Here is a 19,821-nt window from a genome sequence, read left to right on the forward strand (position 1 = left end):
AGTATAAAGATCAACCGCTGATCAGCTTTACTTCCATGAAGTCTTCCAGCCCCCATTTGCCGCCCTCGCGGCCATTGCCTGATTGCTTGTAGCCGCCAAACGGACTTCCCGGTGCACGCGATGTGCCGTTGATCTGCACCATGCCAGCGCGCAATTTGTGAGCCACGCGTTTTGCGCGTTCCGGACTACCGGTCTGGATATAGGCTGCAAGCCCGTATGGAGTGTCGTTGGCAATGGCGACGGCTTCTTCTTCGGTATCAAACGGGATCATTGCAAGCACCGGTCCGAAGATTTCTTCGCGAGCAATCGTCATGTCATTGTTTACATCGGCAAAGACGGTTGGCTTGACGAAATCACCTTCGGTGAACCCGTCGGGACGTCCCGTACCACCCGCAACAAGCCGTGCACCTTCATCAATGCCCTTCTGGATCAGGTGTTGAACTTTCTCGAACTGGATTGAGGAGGAAAGCGGGCCGATGTGATCGCCTTCCTTTGCCGGGTCGCCGACCTTCGTGCCTTCTGTTATCTTTTTCGCGAGGTCTACTGCCTTGTCGTAAACTGAGCGCTCCACGAGCATGCGCGTCGGCGCATTACAGGACTGTCCGGTATTCTCGAAGCAATGCGCAAGGCTGCGTGCCATAGTCTTTTCAAGATCGGCGTCGGCGAAAACGATGTTCGGCGATTTGCCACCAAGCTCCAGCGAAACGCGCTTTACCGTTGCTGCTGCTGCTCGCGAAACTGCCGTTCCGGCGCGGGTCGAGCCGGTGAAGGACATCATGTCGACATCTGGGTGTTGCGACAAGGCTTCGCCAACAACGGTGCCTTCACCATTGACGAGATTGAAAACGCCTTTCGGGAAACCTGCCTGATCCACAAATTCGGCAAAGAGCATGGCCGACATCGGCGCAATCTCGGACGGCTTCAGGACGACGGTGCAGCCGACCGCAAGTGCTGGAATAACTTTCAGCGCGATCTGGTTCATCGGCCAGTTCCACGGCGTAATGAGGCCGCAAACACCGATTGGTTCGCGCACGACCGTCTGGTTCGGGTGTTTCGGAGAAAGGATCTCTTCGAACTCGAAGTTTTCAAAGGCCGCAATGAAAGCCTTGGTATGCGAGAGGCCTGCCGCTGCCTGCGATTCCCGCGCAAGTGTAATCGGTGCACCCATTTCGAGTGAAATTGCCTTGGCCATTTCCTCCAGACGGGTTTCGTAAATTTCCACTAACCGTCGGATGTAACCGATGCGTTCTTCCGCCGGGGTTTCGCTCCAGGACAGAAAAGCCTTGCGTGCGGCTGCGACCGCCAGGTCGATGTCTTTTGCGGAACCGGCAGAGATGACGGCATAAGGCTTTTCGTTGGCGGGGTTGATGACCTCAATGGTCTTGGCTTCTATCGGAGCGCGCCACGCTCCATCGATATAGAAGTCTGTTTTCTGGTCGAGGTTTTTCTGAAGCATCGTGCTGTCCTCCGTCGCGCTGAATGTTCGAGTTCAGCATAAGCCAACCCGATTTGCTTTCGACACTAATGCCGGGACATGGCAGCGTCAAAACAGAAGGGTGCATGGAAACATCAATTTTTCTTATTCATTATCGTAGGCTTCAACATCAAAACCCAGGGCAACCAGTCCTTCTTCCAGATAATCTCCGAGAAGCGGTGTGCCTATGAGATATTTGGCTTCACGGCCATTGTCGCGATCAGCCGCGGTTGCAAGAGCTTCATCCCATTCTTCTGCACTAAAATCGCCGCGTCCAACCCACATCAAAGCGAGCAGTTCCTGCCGCTCATCTATGTTTAGGGACCGGATAGCCGCAAAAAGTTCCTTGCGGGTGGGATTTGCCAGTGAGGCGTCGAGAATATCAACTTCATTGTCATCGCTGGCATTTGACCCGGATTCTTCATCGGTTGCGGGAACCTGAACGTCATACTCCCGGGCTTTGGCGATTATAAACTCCAGATTGTCGATATTGTTGACCAGCTCGACCACGCTTGCCTCCGTTACCTAGAGCATTTCCAGCAAAAGTGCGAAGTGGTTTTGCGTAGGATAATGCGTAAAAACAAAGAGATAGAGAATTTCCAGCAGTTCAATTTAAACTGGAAATTCTCTGGGTTGTTTGGCAAACAACGCTTTCGCAAAGCCTTGGTTCCGGCTGCCTCAGGGAGCTGGATCAGCTTCGCGCAGCCTGTAGCCGACGCCTGTTTCGGTTAGGATATAATGCGGCTGATCCGGGGATTTTTCAATCTTCTGTCTCAGCTGGCGGACATAGATGCGAAGATATTGCACATCAGCCGCCGGCCCCCAGACCTGGCTGAGAATGAAATGGTGCGTCAGCACTTTTCCGGCATGCTGCACGAGAAGACGGAGAATATCGTATTCCTTCGGCGACAGTTTAATTTCTTCACCATTGAGTTTCACAATACGGCGCACAAGATCGACGGTTAGGCCGTCACTCTGGAAAAGTGGCTTTTCTCCCTGCTGTTGCAACCTGTGCCGCAACGCGACACGCAAACGCGCGGCAAGTTCCTTCATACCGAAAGGTTTCGGGACATAATCATCGGCTCCTTCTTCAAGTGCACGAACAATCCCCGCTTCGTCGGTTCGGCTTGAGAGGACGAGAATAGGCAAGGTCACGCCGGTTTCTCTCCAGCGTTGAAGCAGCGCATGCCCATCAGTGTCAGGAAGGCCCAGATCAAGTACCACGATATCGGGCTTTTCCGTCGTAATGCGCTCGTCGGCTTCGCCACCATTCACGGCCTCGACGACGGTGTAGCCTTCCGTCGTCAGTCCGACCCGCAACAGTTTGCGGATGGCTGGTTCATCGTCGACAACAAGAATTTTCAGTTTCGGATCGTTCATGAGTTCCTGTCAACTTCATCAGCTGGGACGGGCAAAGCGATTGTAAAGACGGCACCGGTGCCTTCATGCCGATTTCCGGCCCGAATAGAGCCCCCCATTGCTTCGATGAAACCGCGAGCGATTGAAAGCCCCAATCCGGTACCGGCCTGCACGTGATCACCTTTACGCACACGATAGAACGTATCGAACACGCGCTCCAGATCACCGGGTGGAATACCTGGACCCCGATCACTGATTTCCAGTGTTATACGAGACGGAGCAGCATGAGCCTTAATTGTAATCGGTGTGTTTTCGGGGGCATATTTCGCTGCATTGTCGAACAAATTGAACAAGACCTGCTCGAACAGAACGGCATCAAGCTGAACCATAGGCAAATCAGCTGGAACGGCAATGTTGACCTGATGATGAACCAGAATCTTGGCTGCACGATTGAGCGCTGCTCCGACAAGATCACCAACGTAGTGAAGCGACAGATTGGGCTTCATCGCTCCCGCTTCAATCCGCGTCATATCGAGGAGGTTTGCGATGAAGCGGTTCAAGCGCTCTGATTGGTCTACCACGGTTGCAACGAGATCGGAACGGTCTGTATCTGGCAATGAGCCGGAATAGTCGCGCAAGGTCGTGGCTGCGCCCAGAATTGCCGCCAGCGGGGTCTTCAGATCGTGTGAGATTGAGGTGAGCAGGGCCGAACGCAATTTGTCAGCTTCGGCGGCGAGTTTTGCTCGCTCCACATCACCGACAAGCTGAACGCGTTCGATGGCAATTGCGGCCTGATCGGCCAAAGCCTCGAAGAGACGCTGTTGTTCAGGCGTGAGGATAGGTCCCATGCGATCATTGTCGAGGCCGATGACGCCAACTGATGTTCTGGCGGTTTTGAGAGGCAGATAGAGTCGTTTGGCACCCGGCAAAGTATTGGCACCACGCCCAGCGGGAAGGTCGTGTTCCCAGGTCCAGTGTGCTGCAGCGATATCGGCGTCATCCAGAGTGTCATCAGGCGGATAACCACCTCTGACCGTTATACTGTTTCCTTCAGGGAGAAGGATCACGACCCGCACCTTGAGCATTGATGCGATCTGGAATGCGGTGGCCCATAACACATCATCGAGCGAGCCAGTCCCTGCCAGCTTTTTGCTGAAGAGATATAGATCTTCCGTCATGCGTGCACGTTGCCGTGCCGCTGCAGCCTGCCGCTGGACCCGGCTTGCCAGATTGCTGGCAATGAAACTCACGAACAGGAAGAAAACCAGCGCCACAACACTTTCAGGATCGGCGATGGAAAGCGTGTAGAGGGGAGAAAGAAAGAAGAAATTATAGGCGAAAGCGCTAAGTACGGATGCGAAAAGCGCTGGCCACAGACCAAGGGTGACCGCAACACCAAGAACGCCGACAACGAACACCAGTGCTATGCTGCGCACATCCAGAAACTGGTCGAGCAGCAAGCCGGTGACAAGCGCTATTCCTGTCATCACCATACCGATCAGATAGGGCGTGATGTCGGGCGTTGCCTTCTGATTGGCGGTCTTTACCTTACGAGGGGCCTCCCCGTTTTCATAGTCGACACCTGCCGTTATGTGAATATCGATGGCGCCGGAGAGCCGCACCAGTTCTCGTGCGATGGAGCCGTCAATCATCTCACGCCAGCGCGATTTTATCGATTTTCCGGCGACGATCTGGGTAAAGTTGTGTGTTGAAGCGTAGCGAACAATGTCTTCGGCGACGGATTGACCGGGAATGATGATGGTTTCCCCGCCGAGCTGTTCGGCAAGCCTCAATGCCGTTGCAAGCCTGTCCTTTGCTTCTTCAGTAAGCCCCGCAGACCGTGCCGTTTCTATATGGATGGCCGCCCAAGGTGCGCGAAGACGATCCGCAAGCCGACGCGCATAGCGAACCAGCGATATACTACGGGGGCGTTCATCGACCGCAACCAATATGCGGTCGCCTGCGGCCCATGGCCCTTCAATGGCATGGGCGCGCATGTGACTGAGCAGTTGCTCATCGACACGCTGGGCGGTGCGGCGCAGCGCCAATTCACGCAACGCGGTCAGATTCCCGGGAGAAAAGTAATTGCGGATCGCTCGTTTCGCGGTCTTTGGTAGGTAAATCTTGCCTTCATTAAGACGTTTGATGAGATCATTCGGCGTGAGATCGATAAGCTCAATGTCGTCGGCACGGTCAATGATGCTGTCGGGTACTGTTTCACGCACACGGATACGCGTGATCTGTGCCACAACATCATTTAGGCTTTCGACATGCTGGATGTTGAGCGTCGTATAGACATCAATCCCGCGCGCCAGAATTTCCTCGACATCCTGATAACGTTTGGGGTGTCTGCTGCCCGGTGCATTCGTGTGTGCCAGTTCATCCACTAGAACCAGTTGTGGTTTGCGGGCCAGCACCGCATCGATATCCATTTCATCCAAGAGATGCCCGCGATAGGCCACTTGCGCACGCGGAATAATCTCAAGCCCTTCCGTCAACGCTTCGGTTTCCACTCGACCATGTGTTTCCACAACGCCGATGACGACATCTATGCCATCAGCTCTACGCGCGCGACCGGACATCAGCATTTCATAGGTTTTACCAACACCGGGTGCGGCACCGAGAAATATCTTCAGGCGGCCACGCGTTTCGCGTTCCGCCTGTTCAAGCAGAGCATCGGGAGAAGGTCTGTTCTCGCCGAAGCGAAGCGGGTCCGATGTCAAATAAAACTCCTGAAAGGAAGGGCGGCAAATCATGCCGCCGCCAGTTATTCTACTTGGTGCTGGTCCTGTCCAGAACAAGGTTCAGCTTCAGAACATTGACCACCGGTTCCCCAAGAAATCCGAGCTCACGAGCTTCAACTTGTTGCTCAACAATCTCTCGCAGTGCGGCTTCATCGATCCCGCGCGCCTTTGCGACACGCGGCACCTGATAGAAAGCTGCTTCCGGTGAAATATGCGGATCGAGACCGCTTGCGGATGTTGTCACAAGGTCAATCGGTGGTGGTGCTGAACCTTCATCTTGTGACAGGGCGGTGACGTCAGCTTTAATTCGTTCAATGAGTTTTGGATTGGTTGGGCCGAGATTGGACCCGCCAGAACTCGCGGCGTCATAACCGTTTTGCCCTGCCGCAGATGGGCGACCGTGAAAATAGCGGTCACCGGTAAAACCCTGTCCGATTAACTCGGAACCAATGATTGTACCGTCCTTTTCGATCAGGCTGCCAGTGGCATTAGTGGGGAAGATTGCCTGGGCGATACCGGTCATGCCGAGCGGGTAGAGCAACCCGGTTATGACAGTGAGCGAAACGATCATGACAAGTGCTGGACGAAGTTGTTTCAGCATTTTTGTTAATCCTTATGCGAGGCCAAGGGCGGTAATGGCCATATCGATGGCCTTGATGCCGATGAATGGCACGATGACGCCGCCTAGGCCGTAGATCAGAAGATTGCGCGAGAGGAGCGCACCTGCACCGACCGGCTTGTAGGTCACACCTTTCAGCGAAAGCGGGATCAGAGCCACAATAATCAGGGCATTGAAGATGATGGCCGACAGGATGGCGCTCTGCGGCGTGGAGAGCCCCATGATATTGAGCGCGCCAAGCTGAGGATAGAAAGCCAGAAACATAGCCGGAATGATCGCAAAATATTTTGCAATGTCATTGGCGATGGAGAAGGTCGTCAACGCTCCCCGTGTCATCAGCAATTGCTTGCCGATTTCAACGATTTCAATGAGCTTGGTGGGATCGCTATCAAGATCGACCATATTGCCTGCTTCTCGCGCGGCAACCGTGCCGGTATTCATGGCCACGCCGACATCCGCCTGAGCAAGGGCAGGGGCGTCGTTTGTACCGTCTCCGCACATTGCAACAAGTTTCCCCTTCGCCTGTTCCTCTCGGATAAGCGACAGCTTGTTTTCTGGCGTTGCCTGCGCAAGAAAGTCATCCACACCTGCTTCGGCAGCGATGGCTGCTGCGGTCATAGGGTTGTCGCCGGTAATCATGACAGTGCGGATACCCATCCGGCGCAATTCGGCAAAGCGCTCGCGGATGCCGCCTTTGACGATGTCCTTCAGGTGCACGACACCGAGAAGGTGGCCATCTTTAGCGACGGCAAGCGGTGTGCCGCCAGCCTTGGCGATTGTGTCAGCGATAGACTGTAGTTCCGACAGTGTTCTTTCATCGGCGTGGCTATTCTGGCCCACATAGGCAAGCACAGCATCCACAGCGCCTTTGCGAATGACGGAACCCTCAATATCGACGCCGCTCATGCGGCTTTGCGCGGTGAATGGTACAAAATGCGCGTGAAGACCTTGCATGTCACGCCCACGTAAACCGTATTTTTCCTTGGCCAGCACGACGATGGAACGACCTTCGGGCGTTTCGTCGGCAAGCGAGGCCAGTTGCGCTGCATCGGCAAGCTCTTGCTCGGTTACGCCATTGACTGGCACAAAAGCGGTCGCCTGACGATTGCCAAGAGTGATCGTGCCGGTCTTGTCAAGCAGAAGCGTGTCCACATCACCCGCTGCCTCGACCGCACGACCGGACATGGCAAGCACGTTGAAGCGTACGAGGCGGTCCATGCCTGCGATGCCAATGGCAGAAAGCAAGGCGCCGATTGTCGTCGGGATCAGGGTGACGAAGAGCGCAACCAGCACCGTGACGGGGATATAACCGCCTGCATAAGTCGCAAAGCTAGGGATCGTAACAACGGCGAGCACGAATATCAGCGTCATGCCTGCAAGCAGAATGTTGAGTGCGATCTCGTTGGGTGTCTTCTGGCGTTCGGCACCTTCCACCAGACTAATCATCTTGTCGATGAAGGTGGAACCCTGTGCGGCGGTGATGCGCACCTTGATCCAGTCGGACAGAACTTGTGTTCCGCCTGTAACGGCAGAGCGGTCGCCGCCAGATTCACGGATGACAGGCGCAGATTCGCCGGTAATGGCGGCTTCATTGACGGATGCGACACCTTCAATGACTTCACCGTCTGAAGGGATGATGTCATTGGCTTCCACTAGAACGATATCGCCAACTTTCAAGCTCGTTCCCGGCACACTTTTCCAGTTTGGTCCCTCGGGACTGTCTAGAAGTTTAGCTTGTGTTTCCGTTCGTGTCCGGCGCAGCGAGTCTGCTTGTGCCTTGCCTCGGCCTTCTGCGACGGCTTCGGCAAAATTCGCAAACAGAACTGTGAACCACAGCCACAAGACGATCTGGAATGAAAAGCCGACATCGGGATTGCCGGTAGCGACGTCCTTCAGCAGCAGCAAAGTTGTAAGCGCTGAAACGACGGCAACCACGAACATCACCGGATTGCGCGCAAGGCTCCTGGGGTTGAGCTTACGAAAGGCATCGCCGATGGCGGGTAAAAGGATGCGGGCATCAAGAATGCTCGCGGATTTGGACTGGCTCATAACAGAGGCTCCAGTAAAATTACGTTTCCGTTCGGAAAGCTCAGATCAATCCGGCAAGCTGAACCGCGAGAAGGAGTGCGGTCGTTGCCAGAAGGATCGAGAGAATGCAGCTTGAGGGTTTGAGCATCAAAACATCTGCCCCTTGATCATTGCGAGGTGTTCGGCAATGGGGCCGAGCGCCAGCGCCGGGAAGAATATCAGGCCTCCAACCACAAGAATGACACCGATCAGCAAGCCCACGAAAAGCGGCCCTGTCGTCGGGAAGGTGCCTGCAGATTGCGGTGCAGCTTTCTTGCCGACAAGCGAACCGGCGATCGCCATGGCAGGCAGGATCACGAGAAACCGGCCCATCAGCATGGCAAGCCCGATGGTGATGTTATACCACGGCGTATTGCCGGAGAGGCCGCCGAAGGCCGAACCATTATTCGCTGTGCCGGAGGTATAGGCATAGAGAATTTCCGAGAAACCATGTGGTCCGGGATTGGCGATCGATGCCAGCCCTGTTGGAATAACGGACGCTATGGCGGTAAAACCCAGAATTGATAACGGAAGGCAGAGAACGGCGAGCATCGCCATTTTCACTTCCTTGGCTTCGATCTTCTTGCCCAGATATTCAGGCGTGCGTCCAACCATCAGCCCGGCAACGAAAATGGCAACGACAACAAACAGGACGATACCGTAGAAGCCTGCACCTACGCCGCCGATGATGATCTCGCCCAGCATCATGTTGATCATGGGGATCATTCCGCCCAGTGCCATCATGCTGTCATGCATGGCGATCACGGCACCGCATGATGCCGCGGTGGTAACGACGGCGAAGAGCGCGGACATTGCGATGCCGAAACGTGTCTCCTTGCCTTCCATGTTGCCACCATCAACACCGAGTGCATGGATGAGGGGATTACCAGCAGCTTCTGCCCAGTAGCAGATTGCAACGCCTGCGACGAACAATATGCCCATCGCAGCAAAGATTGCCCAACCCTGACGTTCGTTGCCGACCATTCGCCCGAAGACGTTGGTAAGCGAAGCGCCGATTGCGAAGATCGCAACCATCTGGATCATGTTGGAGATGGCATCCGGGTTTTCAAAAGGATGCGCGGAATTGGCATTGAAGAAACCGCCGCCATTGGTGCCGAGCATCTTGATGGCGAGCTGCGAGGCAACCGGCCCAAGCGCGATCACCTGTCTAGCGCCTTCCAGCGTCGTTGCTTCGGCATAAGCACCAATTGTTTGCGGCACACCGAGGCTGACGAAAGCCAACGTGAGGATAATGCACAAGGGCAAAAGGAGGTAGAGTGTGCATCGTGTAAGATCGACCCAGAAATTTCCGAGCGTCTTCATGGATTTGCGCGAGAATGCACGAATGAGTGCAATGGCGATGGCAACGCCAGTAGCAGCCGAGACGAAGTTCTGTACCGTCAGTCCTGCCATTTGCGTCAGGTAGGACATGGTGCTTTCGCCACCATAGTTCTGCCAGTTGGTGTTGGTAACAAAACTGGCGGTGGTGTTGAAGGCCAGGTCCGCCGGGACGTCGCTCATACCCATCGGGTTGAAGGGCAGAGAGCCCTGAAACCGTTGCAGCATGTAAAGCAGCAAAAAGCCGGCCAGATTGAACAATAGCAGGGAAGCAGCATAGGTTGTCCAGTGCTGTTCTTCTCGTTCGGTTGTGCCTGCGAGGCGGTAAAGCCCCCGCTCGACCGGAACGAGTACAGGTGAAAGGAGCGTCCGTTCACCGCCGAAAACGCGCGTCATGTAGCCGCCGAGCGGTTTGACGAGCAAAATGATGATCCCGCAAAAAACGAGGATCTGAATCCATCCATTGATTGTCATGGTCTTTTCCGAGGCCTGAAAGGCTGCCGGTTACGCGGGCTTGGCCGGAGATCGGCCTAGAACCGCTCCGGTCGTATGAGCGCGTAAAGGAGATAAGCGGCTATAAAGGCTGCAACCAAGGCGCCAGCGACATATTCGATCATCATGGCGACGCCTCAAAGCCTTTCGCAGATGCGCAGATAGCCGAACAGCAGCGCGAAGAAGCCGATGCCGATTGCAAGGACGGCGAAATCCATAGTCATGCCTGAATTGCCCGAAAGGGCTCCCTGTTTCTTACAGGGACATTATGTTGCCGCATTGCATAGGGTTTCGAGAGCGAGCGCTGCTTCAAAAAATAAAAAACTCATATATGGAATGCGGTCGATAAAGGCCGATGTTGCCGTCTTGTCTTTCACTAGAGCGATGTTGCCGCGGCAGCTGCACGACCGGCCGTTCGTCCGGAAAAGATGCAGCCGCCGAGGAATGTGCCTTCAAGTGCATTGTACCCATGATAGCCGCCACCGCCGAAGCCTGCAGCTTCGCCTGCAGCGTATAGACCGGGCACCTTTTCTCCTGCCGCATTGAGAACTTGGGCGTCCATATCGGTATGTAAACCGCCAAGTGTCTTGCGTGTCAGAATATGAAGTTTGACGGCAATAAGCGGACCGTTGGAGGGTTCCAGCAGAGAATGCAGCGGCACGGCGCGCGTGAGACGGTCACCGATATAGGCTCGGGCATTATGGACCGCCATCACCTGAGCATCCTTGGAGTAGCGGTTGACGATCTCGCGATCTCGCGCTTGGATTTGATCACGGATATGGTCAGGCTTCAGAAGCTTCTCTCCCGTCAAACCGTTCATTTTTGCAATGAGCTCATCCAGTGTTCCAGCTGTGATGAAATCTGCTCCGTTATCGAGAAAGGCTTGGACCGGCGGCGGTGGCGCTTTACCGAGGCGACTTTTAAGCAAAAGCTTCCAGTTTTTGCCCGTGAGGTCCGGATTTTGTTCCGATCCGGACAGAGAGAACTCTTTGCGGATGATTTTTTCGGTCAGGATGAACCACGAATAGTCGTAGCCGGTCGAAAGAATATGTTTGAGCGTGCCAAGAGTGTCGAAGCCAGGAAGATAGGGAGCGGGAAGACGATTGCCCTTAGCGTCGAACCAAATGGAAGAAGGCCCCGGCAGAATGCGAATGCCATGGTTCGGCCAGATCGGGTTCCAGTTTCGCACGCCTTCCGTATAGTGCCACATGCGATCAGCATTGATGACATGCCCGCCCGCAGCCACGGCAATATCTATGCCGCGTCCATCAACATGAGCTGGTACTCCCAATACCATTTCTTTCGGGGGAATGCCGAGCCTGTCGCGCGGCCATGCCCTTCGAACCTTGTCGGGGTCACCGCCTATGCCGCCAGATGTGACGATTACACAGTCAGCAAAATAGGCAAATTCGCCAATGGTGTCGCGTGACGAAGATTGCCCGCGCTCGACAGTCGATGGCACCAGCACCTCTCCATAGACACCACTGACGCGCCCGCCGGTAGTGGCGATACTATTGACTCTATGACGGCATTTTAGGGTTATGAGCCCTTTGCTGATTGCTGCACGGAGCGATCGTTCAAATGGTGCTACGACAGCAGGTCCTGTTCCCCAGGTTACATGAAAGCGTGGCACTGAATTGCCGTGACCATCGGCTTTTGCTCCGCCACGCTCCGCCCAGCCAACAACAGGAAACCAGCGCATGCCGAGACCATGCAGCCATGAGCGCATTTCTCCTGCGGCAAACTCCAGATAGGATTCGGCCCAGCGTTTCGGCCAACGATCTTCCGGCCGGTCAAATTGTGCCGATCCGAACCAGTCCTGCCGCGCGAGGTCGATATTGTCCTTGATGCCAAGGCGACGCTGTTCCGGGCTGTCGACCATAAATAATCCGCCGAGTGACCAGAACGCTTGTCCACCAATGGAATTGTCACCTTCCTGTTCGAGAAGAATGACTTTGCGACCCGCAAGAGCCAACTCATGAGCGGCAACAAGCCCAGCTAATCCGGCACCGATGATGATTGCATCCGCATTCTCCATCCCCGCTTCCTCTCTCCCAAAAGGCGCTCGATGAGCGCATCGTGACTGAAGGGATGATGTGTTGCAAGCGGTCGTCGGGTGTATTCAACCGAAGAAATAAGGCACGATCCAGTCGGCAATCAGCTTGATGGAAAGTCCAAACAAGGTCAGCTGCACGAGCAGGAAAAACGGACCGTCGGGCATTATCCGGGTTAGTTTGGCACCGACGAAGGTGCCGATGACTGCGGCAGGGACCAACCAAAGGCCGAGCGAGGTATCGAGATTGGAGAACTGCTGCAACTGCCAGTAGGGAACGAGTTTTGCGGCGTTGACGATGGCAAAAAGAATAGTCGAGGTGCCGGCGAAGACGAGTTTTGGAAGATGCTGCGGCAGCACGTACATCTGGAACGGTGGCGCCCCGGAATGAGAGACAAAGCTGGTCAGACCTGTGAGAACGCCCCAAAAGACGCCGCCAGGAACATCCGCCTTTCGCGCGCTTTTGCGGTAACGCGCCCCGAACCAAGCATTGAAGCAGAAAAGGATGCCGACCAAGCCGACCAGCATTCCGATGAAGGTAGGAGAAAGATGTGCGCTGAACATCCAACCAACGCCAACGCCGAGAATTGCTGCTGGGGTCAGGATTGCAAGATTGCGTGCCGAGAAGTGATGGCGATAAAGATATAGGCCAAACATGTCGCTGATGACATAGATCGGAAGCAAAAGTGCGGCGGCGGTGACCGGCGATATGACCAGCGCCATCAAAGGAACCGCGAGCGTACCGACGGACGGCAACCCACCTTTCGAAAGCCCAACAAGAAATGCCGCAATGACTGCGATTGTGAGAAAAAGAGGCGTGTGTTCGAGCATGTGATAGGGCAGCTTTGCGGTGGGGGGAGAAAACATCTCCGGCGTTGGGCCAGAGATGTTGTGATTGGATGTCAGGCGTGGGCCCATTCCCAGTAAAGCGCCCGCGCCCGCTTCGTCAGTGGTCCATATTCAAGTTTGCGATCATCAAAACCGACAATTGGCACAACTTTGCTCATATTGCCTGTCGAGAAGATTTCATCCGCTTCGCGGAAATCTTCGATCTTCAAAGTGGTTTCATGGACGGTGACGCCTGCTGTGCGCAAAAGCCCGATTACGCGCTGGCGAGTAATGCCGTTGAGGAATGTACCATTGGGCGCTGGTGTGAAAACCTCGCCACCACGTACCATGAAGACGTTTGAGGTTGCTGTCTCCGCAACGTTGCCAAGCACGTCGGTCACCAGCGCATTGTGAAAGCCTTTTGCCTTTGCCTCGCGCAGCATGCGCGCGTTGTTCGGATAAAGGCAGGCGGCCTTGGCATTGACCGGCATGACTTCCAGATATGGCCGACGGAACGATGTCGTGGTGACCGTGAAACCCTTCGGCTCGACCATGGGGATCGCTTCAAGGCAGAGTGCAAAATCCGTTGACGATGCGAGCGGAGCGACTGCGCTGGCGTCACCTTCTTCTGCCCAGTACATGGGGCGGATATAAACGTCTGTTCCAGGCGTGAACTTTTTCAGGCCCTCACGCGCAAGCGTCTCGATGTCATTGGCGGAAAGTGTCGGTTCTAATCCCAAAACACGAGCTGAATCATTGGCGCGGGCAGAATGGCGGTCAAGGTCTGGTGTTACGCCTTCAAAGAGGCGTGCACCATCAAATACCAGCGAACCAAGCCAGGTCGCTTGTGAGGCTGCACCGAGAATGCGAACATCGCCTTCACGCCATTCGCCCTTGTAATAGGTCCACATCGCGCGTTTATCGGTCATTTCCCTAGTCCTTTGACAATATATTTCTCGTGCTTCTGCCCGCGTCAGAGCGCTGTCAAACACAAATCGTTATCGGAAAAATGCTCAAAGCGTCTTGATATGGTTGAATCAGGTTAACGTCCTAAGCACTTCTGTTTGAAGCGTTATTTCATCAACCGTGGACAGGCTACCTATATCGTAGGAGCAGGCAACGCCGGAGACAAGCGCGAACTTGTCACTGTTCGCTTTCAAGATTGTTCGGCCTTGTCTTCAACAAGCGCGGGAGTTGGTTCCGATGTGACGACAGCCGGAGGCCCCTCGACACCGCGTTGCCTTTCGCGGATAAAGGTGAAGAGACCGGAAATGGTAATGAGAACGATGCCGATCAGCATGGGCATATCTATGTGATCGTGGAAAACAAAATATCCGAAAAGGATCGCCCATATCATCTGGCTATACTGTGGGGACGCAATTGCACTTGCTGGCGCACGTTGGGCTGCAAGCATCAGCAGGATATTGGCTAGCGCGGCGAGAAGGCCATAGCCTGCGAGATAAACCCATTGCTCGGTATTTGGTGGCTCGTAGGACGGGACCATCAAAAACCCGCAGATGATGATCGGGCCGACAAGTCCGCTTGTATAAAGCGATATGCGCTTTTCATGTTTACCCATGACGCGGAAGATGATGATGCTCATCGCACCGCCCATGCCAGCCGCCAGTGCGCCTAGGTGGCCGATCGAGAGCTCCCTGAACCCGGGACGGAGCACAATCAGAACGCCGATAAAGCCGATCAGAACCGCTGACCATCGCCGCCAGCCAACCTGTTCCTTCAAGAATACTACTGAAAGTATAGTCACGTAGGCTGGAAGAAGGAAAATGAGCGCGAAGGCTTCCGCCATAGAGAGATGTGTGAATGCCGTAACGCTTCCTATTGTTCCCATAGCCGCCGTTACGGTTCGCAATAGCCACATTTTGATATTGGTGGTGCGAAACATATCGCGCCAGACATCGTCAGCTTTCTTTGTAAATGGAATAGCCAGCAGACCAAGTACAGCGCCGAAGAATGCCACTTCGTAAGGTGACAGCGTGCCATCAAGAAACTTGACGCAGGCGTCGCTTACAGCGAATGCCGCATAGGACGCAAACGCGAGAAAAATACCGTAAAGCATGTCAATGTCCGAAAGAAACGGGGGGAGGAGTTCGTTCCTGCCGCTCCCTTAATCGATTAGAAGCTTATTGGCAAAAGGCTTTTCTGAAAATTCGCATTTAAGACTATAATTGGGCCATTGCTTGGAAAAGAAGTAAATTCGACCTTTTCAAGGTTTTGAGCTCAAGCAAAAACGCATGCCTCATTTGCAATCATATCCGTGGTGGAAATTTGGGCAAACGCCTATCTGATAATCATCCAAACGAGGAGAAAGCAAATGAACATTCGTCAGAAAGTACAGCAGTTCGTGTCCCGCCGCCGCGCTATCCGTGAGCTCGGTGCAATGGACGACCATCTTCTTGCCGATATCGGTGTTTCGCGTTCGCAGATTCACAGCGCCGTTTTCGGTAAGTAATAGCTTATGGCGTTTCTCTCGAAAGATCGCCCCATAAGTGAAAATCGAATAAAGTAACAAAGCGTCGGTCTCCAGTCCCGGCGCTTTTGTTTTATGCGTTGCCCCTTAAATAGTTTCTTGACCTGAAGGTCTGTGGTTCTGACTGCGCGATGCCGCTTTCCCAGTCGTTACAGCTTTAGTTTCTTGCCCGCTCATTATTCAGCTGTTTATCGCTAATGAGACATAATCCGTACCATTTTGGGACAGATCGCTGTTGTCGCCAACGCAATTTTCCGCCAGCTTGTATTTGCGGGGGCAGGCGATGAAGATACGGCGTTTCCGTTTTAAACTGCGGTTTGTTTGCTAAACTTCATCGCCTCATATTTCATAGCAATGTCTATTGCCGGTTGGTGTTGCGTTTATTGTTCTAAATTATTGCTAGTCAGTATTGCGTGGAATGCAGGAGTGCACGCAATCTAGCTCTTGCGCATCGGGCGGTGTCAGGCTTATCTGGCCGCCCGATGACGCAAAGGCAGATACAGTATGGATATTATCTGGCGCGGGATTTTGATTGGAATTGGCGCAACCGTCGTAATGGACTTGTGGGCGCTGATACTGGCCGCAATACCAGGGCAGAGGCGCCCGAATTGGGGGCTGGTCGGTCGCTGGTTCTGGCATCTCCGCCACGGGCAAATTTTCCACGATAATATTTCTGATGCCAAGCCCTATAAGCATGAAGTAGCACTTGGCTGGATTGGGCATTATGCGGTCGGTATTCTTTACGGTGTCATCTTTGCCATTTATGGTGGTGCGGAATGGTTTTCCGACCCGGTCTTTTTGCCGGTTTGGATTTTCGGTATACTGACAGTATCGGCAGGGTGGTTTTTGTTGCAACCCGGTTTGGGAATCGGTTGGGCGGCTTCAAAATTGCCGAATGCGGGTAATGTACGTTTGCTCAATCTTATTGCACATACTTTTTTTGCTCTTGGCATGTATGGCACGGCTTTGCTCTTACAAAGCCCATTTCAATCAGTTAGTTAGAAATAATCGCGCCCCTCTCGCAAATTGTCTTTTTTGAATCTGTTTCAAATATTTCCCGGCAAATGAGTGACTGGCGCGTGATGAAATCTCAGTCCACACTAAATCATGTCAACAAACTGGCATTCACGCGGCAGAACTGTGCTTTTGTCCGTGATGGGTGTATGGGGAACTTGTCCGACTGCAAATCTGCAGCGGCAACTAACATTATGGCAATCGCATAGGTTGCCTCAGCTCGGCTCTTTACGAAGCGCAACAAGTTGCGCGTCGTGAATTAACGCGAACTGAGGCGCCAATTGACGGGCGCTTGCCTTGGAGGGACGATGCTCGAAAAGCTGTTCAAATTACAGGAACACGGCACTACGGCGAGAACGGAAATCATTGCCGGCGTGACGACCTTCCTGACGATGTCTTACATCATCTTCGTAAACCCGGACATTCTGTCCACTACGGGTATGGATCGAAACGCTGTTTTCGTTGCCACCTGCCTTGCGGCAGCTCTCGGCTCGATCATTATGGCGCTCGTTGCGAACTGGCCTATCGGCATGGCGCCCGGCATGGGGCTCAATGCCTTCTTCGCCTTCACTGTGGTCGGGGCGATGGGCTTTTCCTGGCAGCAGGCGCTTGGTGCCGTTTTCATTTCCGGCATTATCTTCCTGATCTTGACGGTGACGGGTGTACGCCGCTGGTTGGTCGAAGGCATTCCGCATTCGCTACGTAGCGCAATTGCTGCGGGTATCGGCATGTTCCTGGCCCTGATCGGCCTCAAAAGCGCTGGGGTGGTTGTTGGCAACCAGGCAACTTTGGTCGGTCTGGGGGATCTGACGAAAGCTGGCCCGCTGCTGGCGATCGCCGGTTTCTTCATCATTGCAGTGTTGGATGCCCTGAAAGTTCGCGGTGCGATCCTCATCGGTATTCTTGTCGTCACCGTCGCATCGATTGCTCTCGGTATCAGCCAGTTCGGCGGCGTTTTCTCGGCTCCTCCGAGCTTGGCGCCAACGTTCCTTCAGCTTGATGTGATGGGCGCTCTGCATACCGGCATTCTGCACGTCATTCTGGTTTTCGTACTGGTTGAAGTTTTTGACGCCACTGGCACGCTGATTGGCGTGGCAAAGCGTGGTGGTCTGATCGAACCGGGTAAACCAAACCGTCTCGGACGCGCCCTTTTTGCCGATAGCACGGCAATCCTTGGTGGCTCGCTTCTCGGTACGTCTTCTACGACAGCTTATGTTGAAAGCGCGTCTGGCGTTCAGGCTGGCGGTCGCACGGGTCTGACGGCTCTGGTTGTTGCACTCCTTTTCCTTGCAGCCTTGTTCATTTCGCCGCTCGCCGGTTCGGTTCCGGCCTATGCTACGGCACCGGCTCTGATCTACGTCGCTTGCTTGATGATGCGTGAACTGACTGAGATCGAATGGCACGATGTAACGGAAGCCGCGCCTGCTGCACTGACGGCTTTGGCTATCCCGTTCACCTATTCGATCGCAAACGGTCTCGCCTTCGGTTTCATCAGCTACGTCGTGCTCAAGGCCTTCACCGGCAAGGCACGTGATGTGCATCTTGCGACCTGGTTGGTTGCTGCACTCTTCGTCATCCGCTTCGCATTCTTTGCGGAGTAACAATAGATGCGTCGGACCGAAACGGTCCGGCGCTTTTCTGCAACATCGGGAGGAATAGAACTGTGCAAACAGATGAACTGAAACTGCTTGAAAAACTGATCGACGTTATTGAGCAGGATGTCATTCCGCTGACCGAACGAGGTGTTGCGGAAGGCAACAAGGTTTTCGGCGCAGCTTTGTTGCGCAAATCAGATCTATCCCTTGTTCTTGCGGAAACCAACAACGAGACTGAAAACCCGCTCTGGCACGGTGAAGTGCACACTTTGAAGCGTTTCTACGAAATGCCGGAGAATGGACGTCCGGATACGAAAGACATGGTCTTTCTTTCCACTCATGAACCTTGCTCCATGTGCCTTTCGGCCATTACCTGGAGCGGTTTCGACAATTTTTACTACCTGTTCAGCCATGAGGATTCACGAGATGCTTTCTCGATCCCTCACGACTTGAAGATTCTCAAGGAAGTCTTCACGCTGGAGCCGGGTGGGTATAACCGCGATAATACCTTCTGGCACAGTCATTCGATTCCGAAGATGGTTGCGTCGCTACCAGACGCTGACCGCCATCGTCTCGGCAAAAGGCTCGATGCTATTTTCGCCAAGTATGACGAATTGTCCGGCACTTATCAGGCGAGCAAAGATGGAAACGCTATTCCTCTCAATTGAGGAGAAATCGTTTCATATGGTCATACGCCTGAAATAGGCACATGCCAGAGGGGATGCGCGATGCCGGATATTCGGCTCGCGCATTTTTCATGTCTGACAGGACGAGCATCATGACCTCTGACCATACAATATCAGCGATTGGCTTCTGCACCCCTACGGGTGACGGTAATTTCAGCACGCTTGAGGGCGCAATCCGCAATATCGTCGAACTCGGTTCGGAAGCTGTCGAACTGTCGCTATATGGCGAGGAAATAATCTCAGGCGGTCGTCTCATTCCGCATCGCGTGGATCGTCTCATCGATATCACCAGACAGTTCGACATGCGCTACAGCGTTCACGGACAGATTGTTTCCAACTTCATGGATCGAGAGCATCTGGATTATCAAAAGGCGGTTGTTCGGGCGATGCTGGAACTCTGTGACCGTGTCGGAGCGGAAGTTCTGGTTCATCACTCCGGCCATGCTCCGATGCCTGCACTTTCTCGTATTCCCGACCTCGACAAGATGGAACGGGACGCGCTCGCCGAAATGGCGGAGCTTGCGAAAACTTATGGCGTCCGGATCGCGCTGGAGAATATTTTCGCGATGAGCGATGCTGAATATCGCCAGACACCGGCTCAGGTTGCCGAAACAGTAGTTGCGGTCAATCATTCTTCCGTTTGCGGTCTGATCGATTTCAGCCATGCCTATATTGAATGCACACGTCTGGGGATTGACTGGCGTCCGCAAATTCGCGCTATGGCTCCTGTGACCGGACATCTGCACGTTCACGATAGTTTTGGCCGTCCTTATACGATGACCAAGTTTTATCATCCTGCCGAGGCAACAGCACTCGGTATCGGCGATCTGCACCTGCCGATCGGCTGGGGTGATATTCCGTGGGAAGAAATTTTCGACGAACTGACTTTTTTGCCCGATACATTCCTGATCATGGAAATCGGAGAAGATCGTTTCAGTACCGACCAAGCCGACAGTCTTGTACGTGCTCGCAAGTTGGCTGAACGCGTCAACAACCGCCTGAAAGCAGCCTGAATGAAATGAAACAGGCCGCGCAAAGAGCGCGGCCTGTTCTTTTGGTTCAGG

General features: G+C 54.0%; 17 protein-coding genes. 5 read left to right on the forward strand and 12 right to left on the reverse strand.

Annotated features, from left to right (window positions below):
* Positions 1 to 10: 10 nt before the first annotated feature.
* From LJ361_RS14595 to LJ361_RS14650, 12 genes are all read right to left on the reverse strand, one after another.
* Entirely contained in the window at positions 11 to 1,456 is a 1,446-nt protein-coding gene (locus LJ361_RS14595) for an aldehyde dehydrogenase family protein (RefSeq protein ID WP_010658968.1), read from the reverse strand.
* 123 nt (positions 1,457 to 1,579) lie between these two features.
* Positions 1,580 to 1,984 carry a DUF3775 domain-containing protein gene (locus LJ361_RS14600; protein WP_010658967.1) on the reverse strand — a complete coding sequence of 135 codons (405 nt, stop codon included), beginning with the start codon at positions 1,982 to 1,984 and terminating at the stop codon, positions 1,580 to 1,582.
* Positions 1,985 to 2,152: 168 nt separating this feature from the next.
* Positions 2,153 to 2,854, reverse strand: coding sequence for a response regulator transcription factor (locus tag LJ361_RS14605; RefSeq protein WP_010658966.1), 702 nt, complete (start codon positions 2,852 to 2,854; stop codon positions 2,153 to 2,155).
* Entirely contained in the window at positions 2,851 to 5,556 is a 2,706-nt protein-coding gene (locus tag LJ361_RS14610; protein ID WP_029375982.1) for a sensor histidine kinase, read from the reverse strand. Before LJ361_RS14610 ends, LJ361_RS14605 begins: the two co-directional genes overlap by 4 nt.
* A gap of 49 nt (positions 5,557 to 5,605) precedes the next feature.
* On the reverse strand, positions 5,606 to 6,178 hold the full coding sequence (gene kdpC / locus LJ361_RS14615; RefSeq protein WP_010658964.1) for a potassium-transporting ATPase subunit KdpC: 573 nt from the start codon (positions 6,176 to 6,178) through the stop codon (positions 5,606 to 5,608).
* A gap of 12 nt (positions 6,179 to 6,190) precedes the next feature.
* Positions 6,191 to 8,245, reverse strand: coding sequence for a potassium-transporting ATPase subunit KdpB (kdpB, locus tag LJ361_RS14620; protein ID WP_010658963.1), 2,055 nt, complete (start codon positions 8,243 to 8,245; stop codon positions 6,191 to 6,193).
* Between the two features lie 126 nt (positions 8,246 to 8,371).
* Positions 8,372 to 10,075, reverse strand: coding sequence for a potassium-transporting ATPase subunit KdpA (gene kdpA / locus LJ361_RS14625; protein WP_010658962.1), 1,704 nt, complete (start codon positions 10,073 to 10,075; stop codon positions 8,372 to 8,374).
* 56 nt (positions 10,076 to 10,131) lie between these two features.
* Positions 10,132 to 10,221, reverse strand: coding sequence for a K(+)-transporting ATPase subunit F (gene kdpF / locus LJ361_RS14630; protein ID WP_036578495.1), 90 nt, complete (start codon positions 10,219 to 10,221; stop codon positions 10,132 to 10,134).
* 248 nt (positions 10,222 to 10,469) lie between these two features.
* Positions 10,470 to 12,131 carry an FAD-binding dehydrogenase gene (locus LJ361_RS14635; RefSeq protein WP_264811831.1) on the reverse strand — a complete coding sequence of 554 codons (1,662 nt, stop codon included), beginning with the start codon at positions 12,129 to 12,131 and terminating at the stop codon, positions 10,470 to 10,472.
* 84 nt (positions 12,132 to 12,215) lie between these two features.
* The gene (locus LJ361_RS14640) at positions 12,216 to 12,977 is read right to left on the reverse strand and encodes a sulfite exporter TauE/SafE family protein (protein ID WP_010658960.1); all 762 of its coding nucleotides are present in this window, start codon (positions 12,975 to 12,977) and stop codon (positions 12,216 to 12,218) included.
* A gap of 71 nt (positions 12,978 to 13,048) precedes the next feature.
* The gene (locus tag LJ361_RS14645) at positions 13,049 to 13,903 is read right to left on the reverse strand and encodes a branched-chain amino acid aminotransferase (protein WP_029375981.1); all 855 of its coding nucleotides are present in this window, start codon (positions 13,901 to 13,903) and stop codon (positions 13,049 to 13,051) included.
* Between the two features lie 227 nt (positions 13,904 to 14,130).
* Positions 14,131 to 15,051 (reverse strand): DMT family transporter, encoded by a 921-nt coding sequence (locus LJ361_RS14650; RefSeq protein WP_010658958.1) that lies wholly within the window; start codon positions 15,049 to 15,051, stop codon positions 14,131 to 14,133.
* 255 nt (positions 15,052 to 15,306) lie between these two features.
* Here LJ361_RS14650 and LJ361_RS14655 point away from each other — a divergent pair, with 255 nt between their 5' ends.
* The 5 genes from LJ361_RS14655 to LJ361_RS14675 all read left to right on the forward strand — a co-directional run bounded on the left by LJ361_RS14655 (position 15,307) and on the right by LJ361_RS14675 (position 19,770).
* Positions 15,307 to 15,444, forward strand: a complete 138-nt coding sequence (locus tag LJ361_RS14655; RefSeq protein WP_010658957.1) for a DUF1127 domain-containing protein — start codon at positions 15,307 to 15,309, stop codon at positions 15,442 to 15,444.
* A 522-nt stretch (positions 15,445 to 15,966) separates the two neighbouring features.
* Positions 15,967 to 16,464 carry a DUF2938 domain-containing protein gene (locus tag LJ361_RS14660; RefSeq protein ID WP_036578490.1) on the forward strand — a complete coding sequence of 166 codons (498 nt, stop codon included), beginning with the start codon at positions 15,967 to 15,969 and terminating at the stop codon, positions 16,462 to 16,464.
* Positions 16,465 to 16,784: 320 nt separating this feature from the next.
* A complete protein-coding gene (locus LJ361_RS14665; protein ID WP_010658955.1) occupies positions 16,785 to 18,077 on the forward strand; it encodes an NCS2 family permease in 1,293 nt (430 codons plus the stop codon).
* A gap of 62 nt (positions 18,078 to 18,139) precedes the next feature.
* A complete protein-coding gene (locus LJ361_RS14670) occupies positions 18,140 to 18,739 on the forward strand; it encodes a nucleoside deaminase (RefSeq protein WP_010658954.1) in 600 nt (199 codons plus the stop codon).
* 110 nt (positions 18,740 to 18,849) lie between these two features.
* Positions 18,850 to 19,770, forward strand: a complete 921-nt coding sequence (locus tag LJ361_RS14675) for a sugar phosphate isomerase/epimerase family protein (RefSeq protein ID WP_264811834.1) — start codon at positions 18,850 to 18,852, stop codon at positions 19,768 to 19,770.
* Positions 19,771 to 19,821: the final 51 nt, after the last annotated feature.

Source organism: Brucella sp. JSBI001 (assembly GCF_026014005.1).
GTDB classification, from domain to species: Bacteria; Pseudomonadota; Alphaproteobacteria; order Rhizobiales; family Rhizobiaceae; genus Brucella; species Brucella anthropi.

Coding starts and splice junctions, on each gene's coding strand:
- LJ361_RS14605 (WP_010658966.1), bottom strand. CDS start 2,854: ATGAACGATCCGAAACTGAAAATTCTTGTTGTCGACGATGAACCAGCC.
- LJ361_RS14660 (WP_036578490.1), top strand. CDS start 15,967: ATGGATATTATCTGGCGCGGGATTTTGATTGGAATTGGCGCAACCGTC.
- LJ361_RS14675 (WP_264811834.1), top strand. CDS start 18,850: ATGACCTCTGACCATACAATATCAGCGATTGGCTTCTGCACCCCTACG.
- LJ361_RS14655 (WP_010658957.1), top strand. CDS start 15,307: ATGAACATTCGTCAGAAAGTACAGCAGTTCGTGTCCCGCCGCCGCGCT.
- LJ361_RS14640 (WP_010658960.1), bottom strand. CDS start 12,977: ATGCTCGAACACACGCCTCTTTTTCTCACAATCGCAGTCATTGCGGCA.
- kdpF (WP_036578495.1), bottom strand. CDS start 10,221: ATGATGATCGAATATGTCGCTGGCGCCTTGGTTGCAGCCTTTATAGCC.
- LJ361_RS14595 (WP_010658968.1), bottom strand. CDS start 1,456: ATGCTTCAGAAAAACCTCGACCAGAAAACAGACTTCTATATCGATGGA.
- LJ361_RS14635 (WP_264811831.1), bottom strand. CDS start 12,131: ATGGAGAATGCGGATGCAATCATCATCGGTGCCGGATTAGCTGGGCTT.
- kdpA (WP_010658962.1), bottom strand. CDS start 10,075: ATGACAATCAATGGATGGATTCAGATCCTCGTTTTTTGCGGGATCATC.
- kdpB (WP_010658963.1), bottom strand. CDS start 8,245: ATGAGCCAGTCCAAATCCGCGAGCATTCTTGATGCCCGCATCCTTTTA.
- LJ361_RS14665 (WP_010658955.1), top strand. CDS start 16,785: ATGCTCGAAAAGCTGTTCAAATTACAGGAACACGGCACTACGGCGAGA.
- kdpC (WP_010658964.1), bottom strand. CDS start 6,178: ATGCTGAAACAACTTCGTCCAGCACTTGTCATGATCGTTTCGCTCACT.
- LJ361_RS14650 (WP_010658958.1), bottom strand. CDS start 15,051: ATGCTTTACGGTATTTTTCTCGCGTTTGCGTCCTATGCGGCATTCGCT.
- LJ361_RS14645 (WP_029375981.1), bottom strand. CDS start 13,903: ATGACCGATAAACGCGCGATGTGGACCTATTACAAGGGCGAATGGCGT.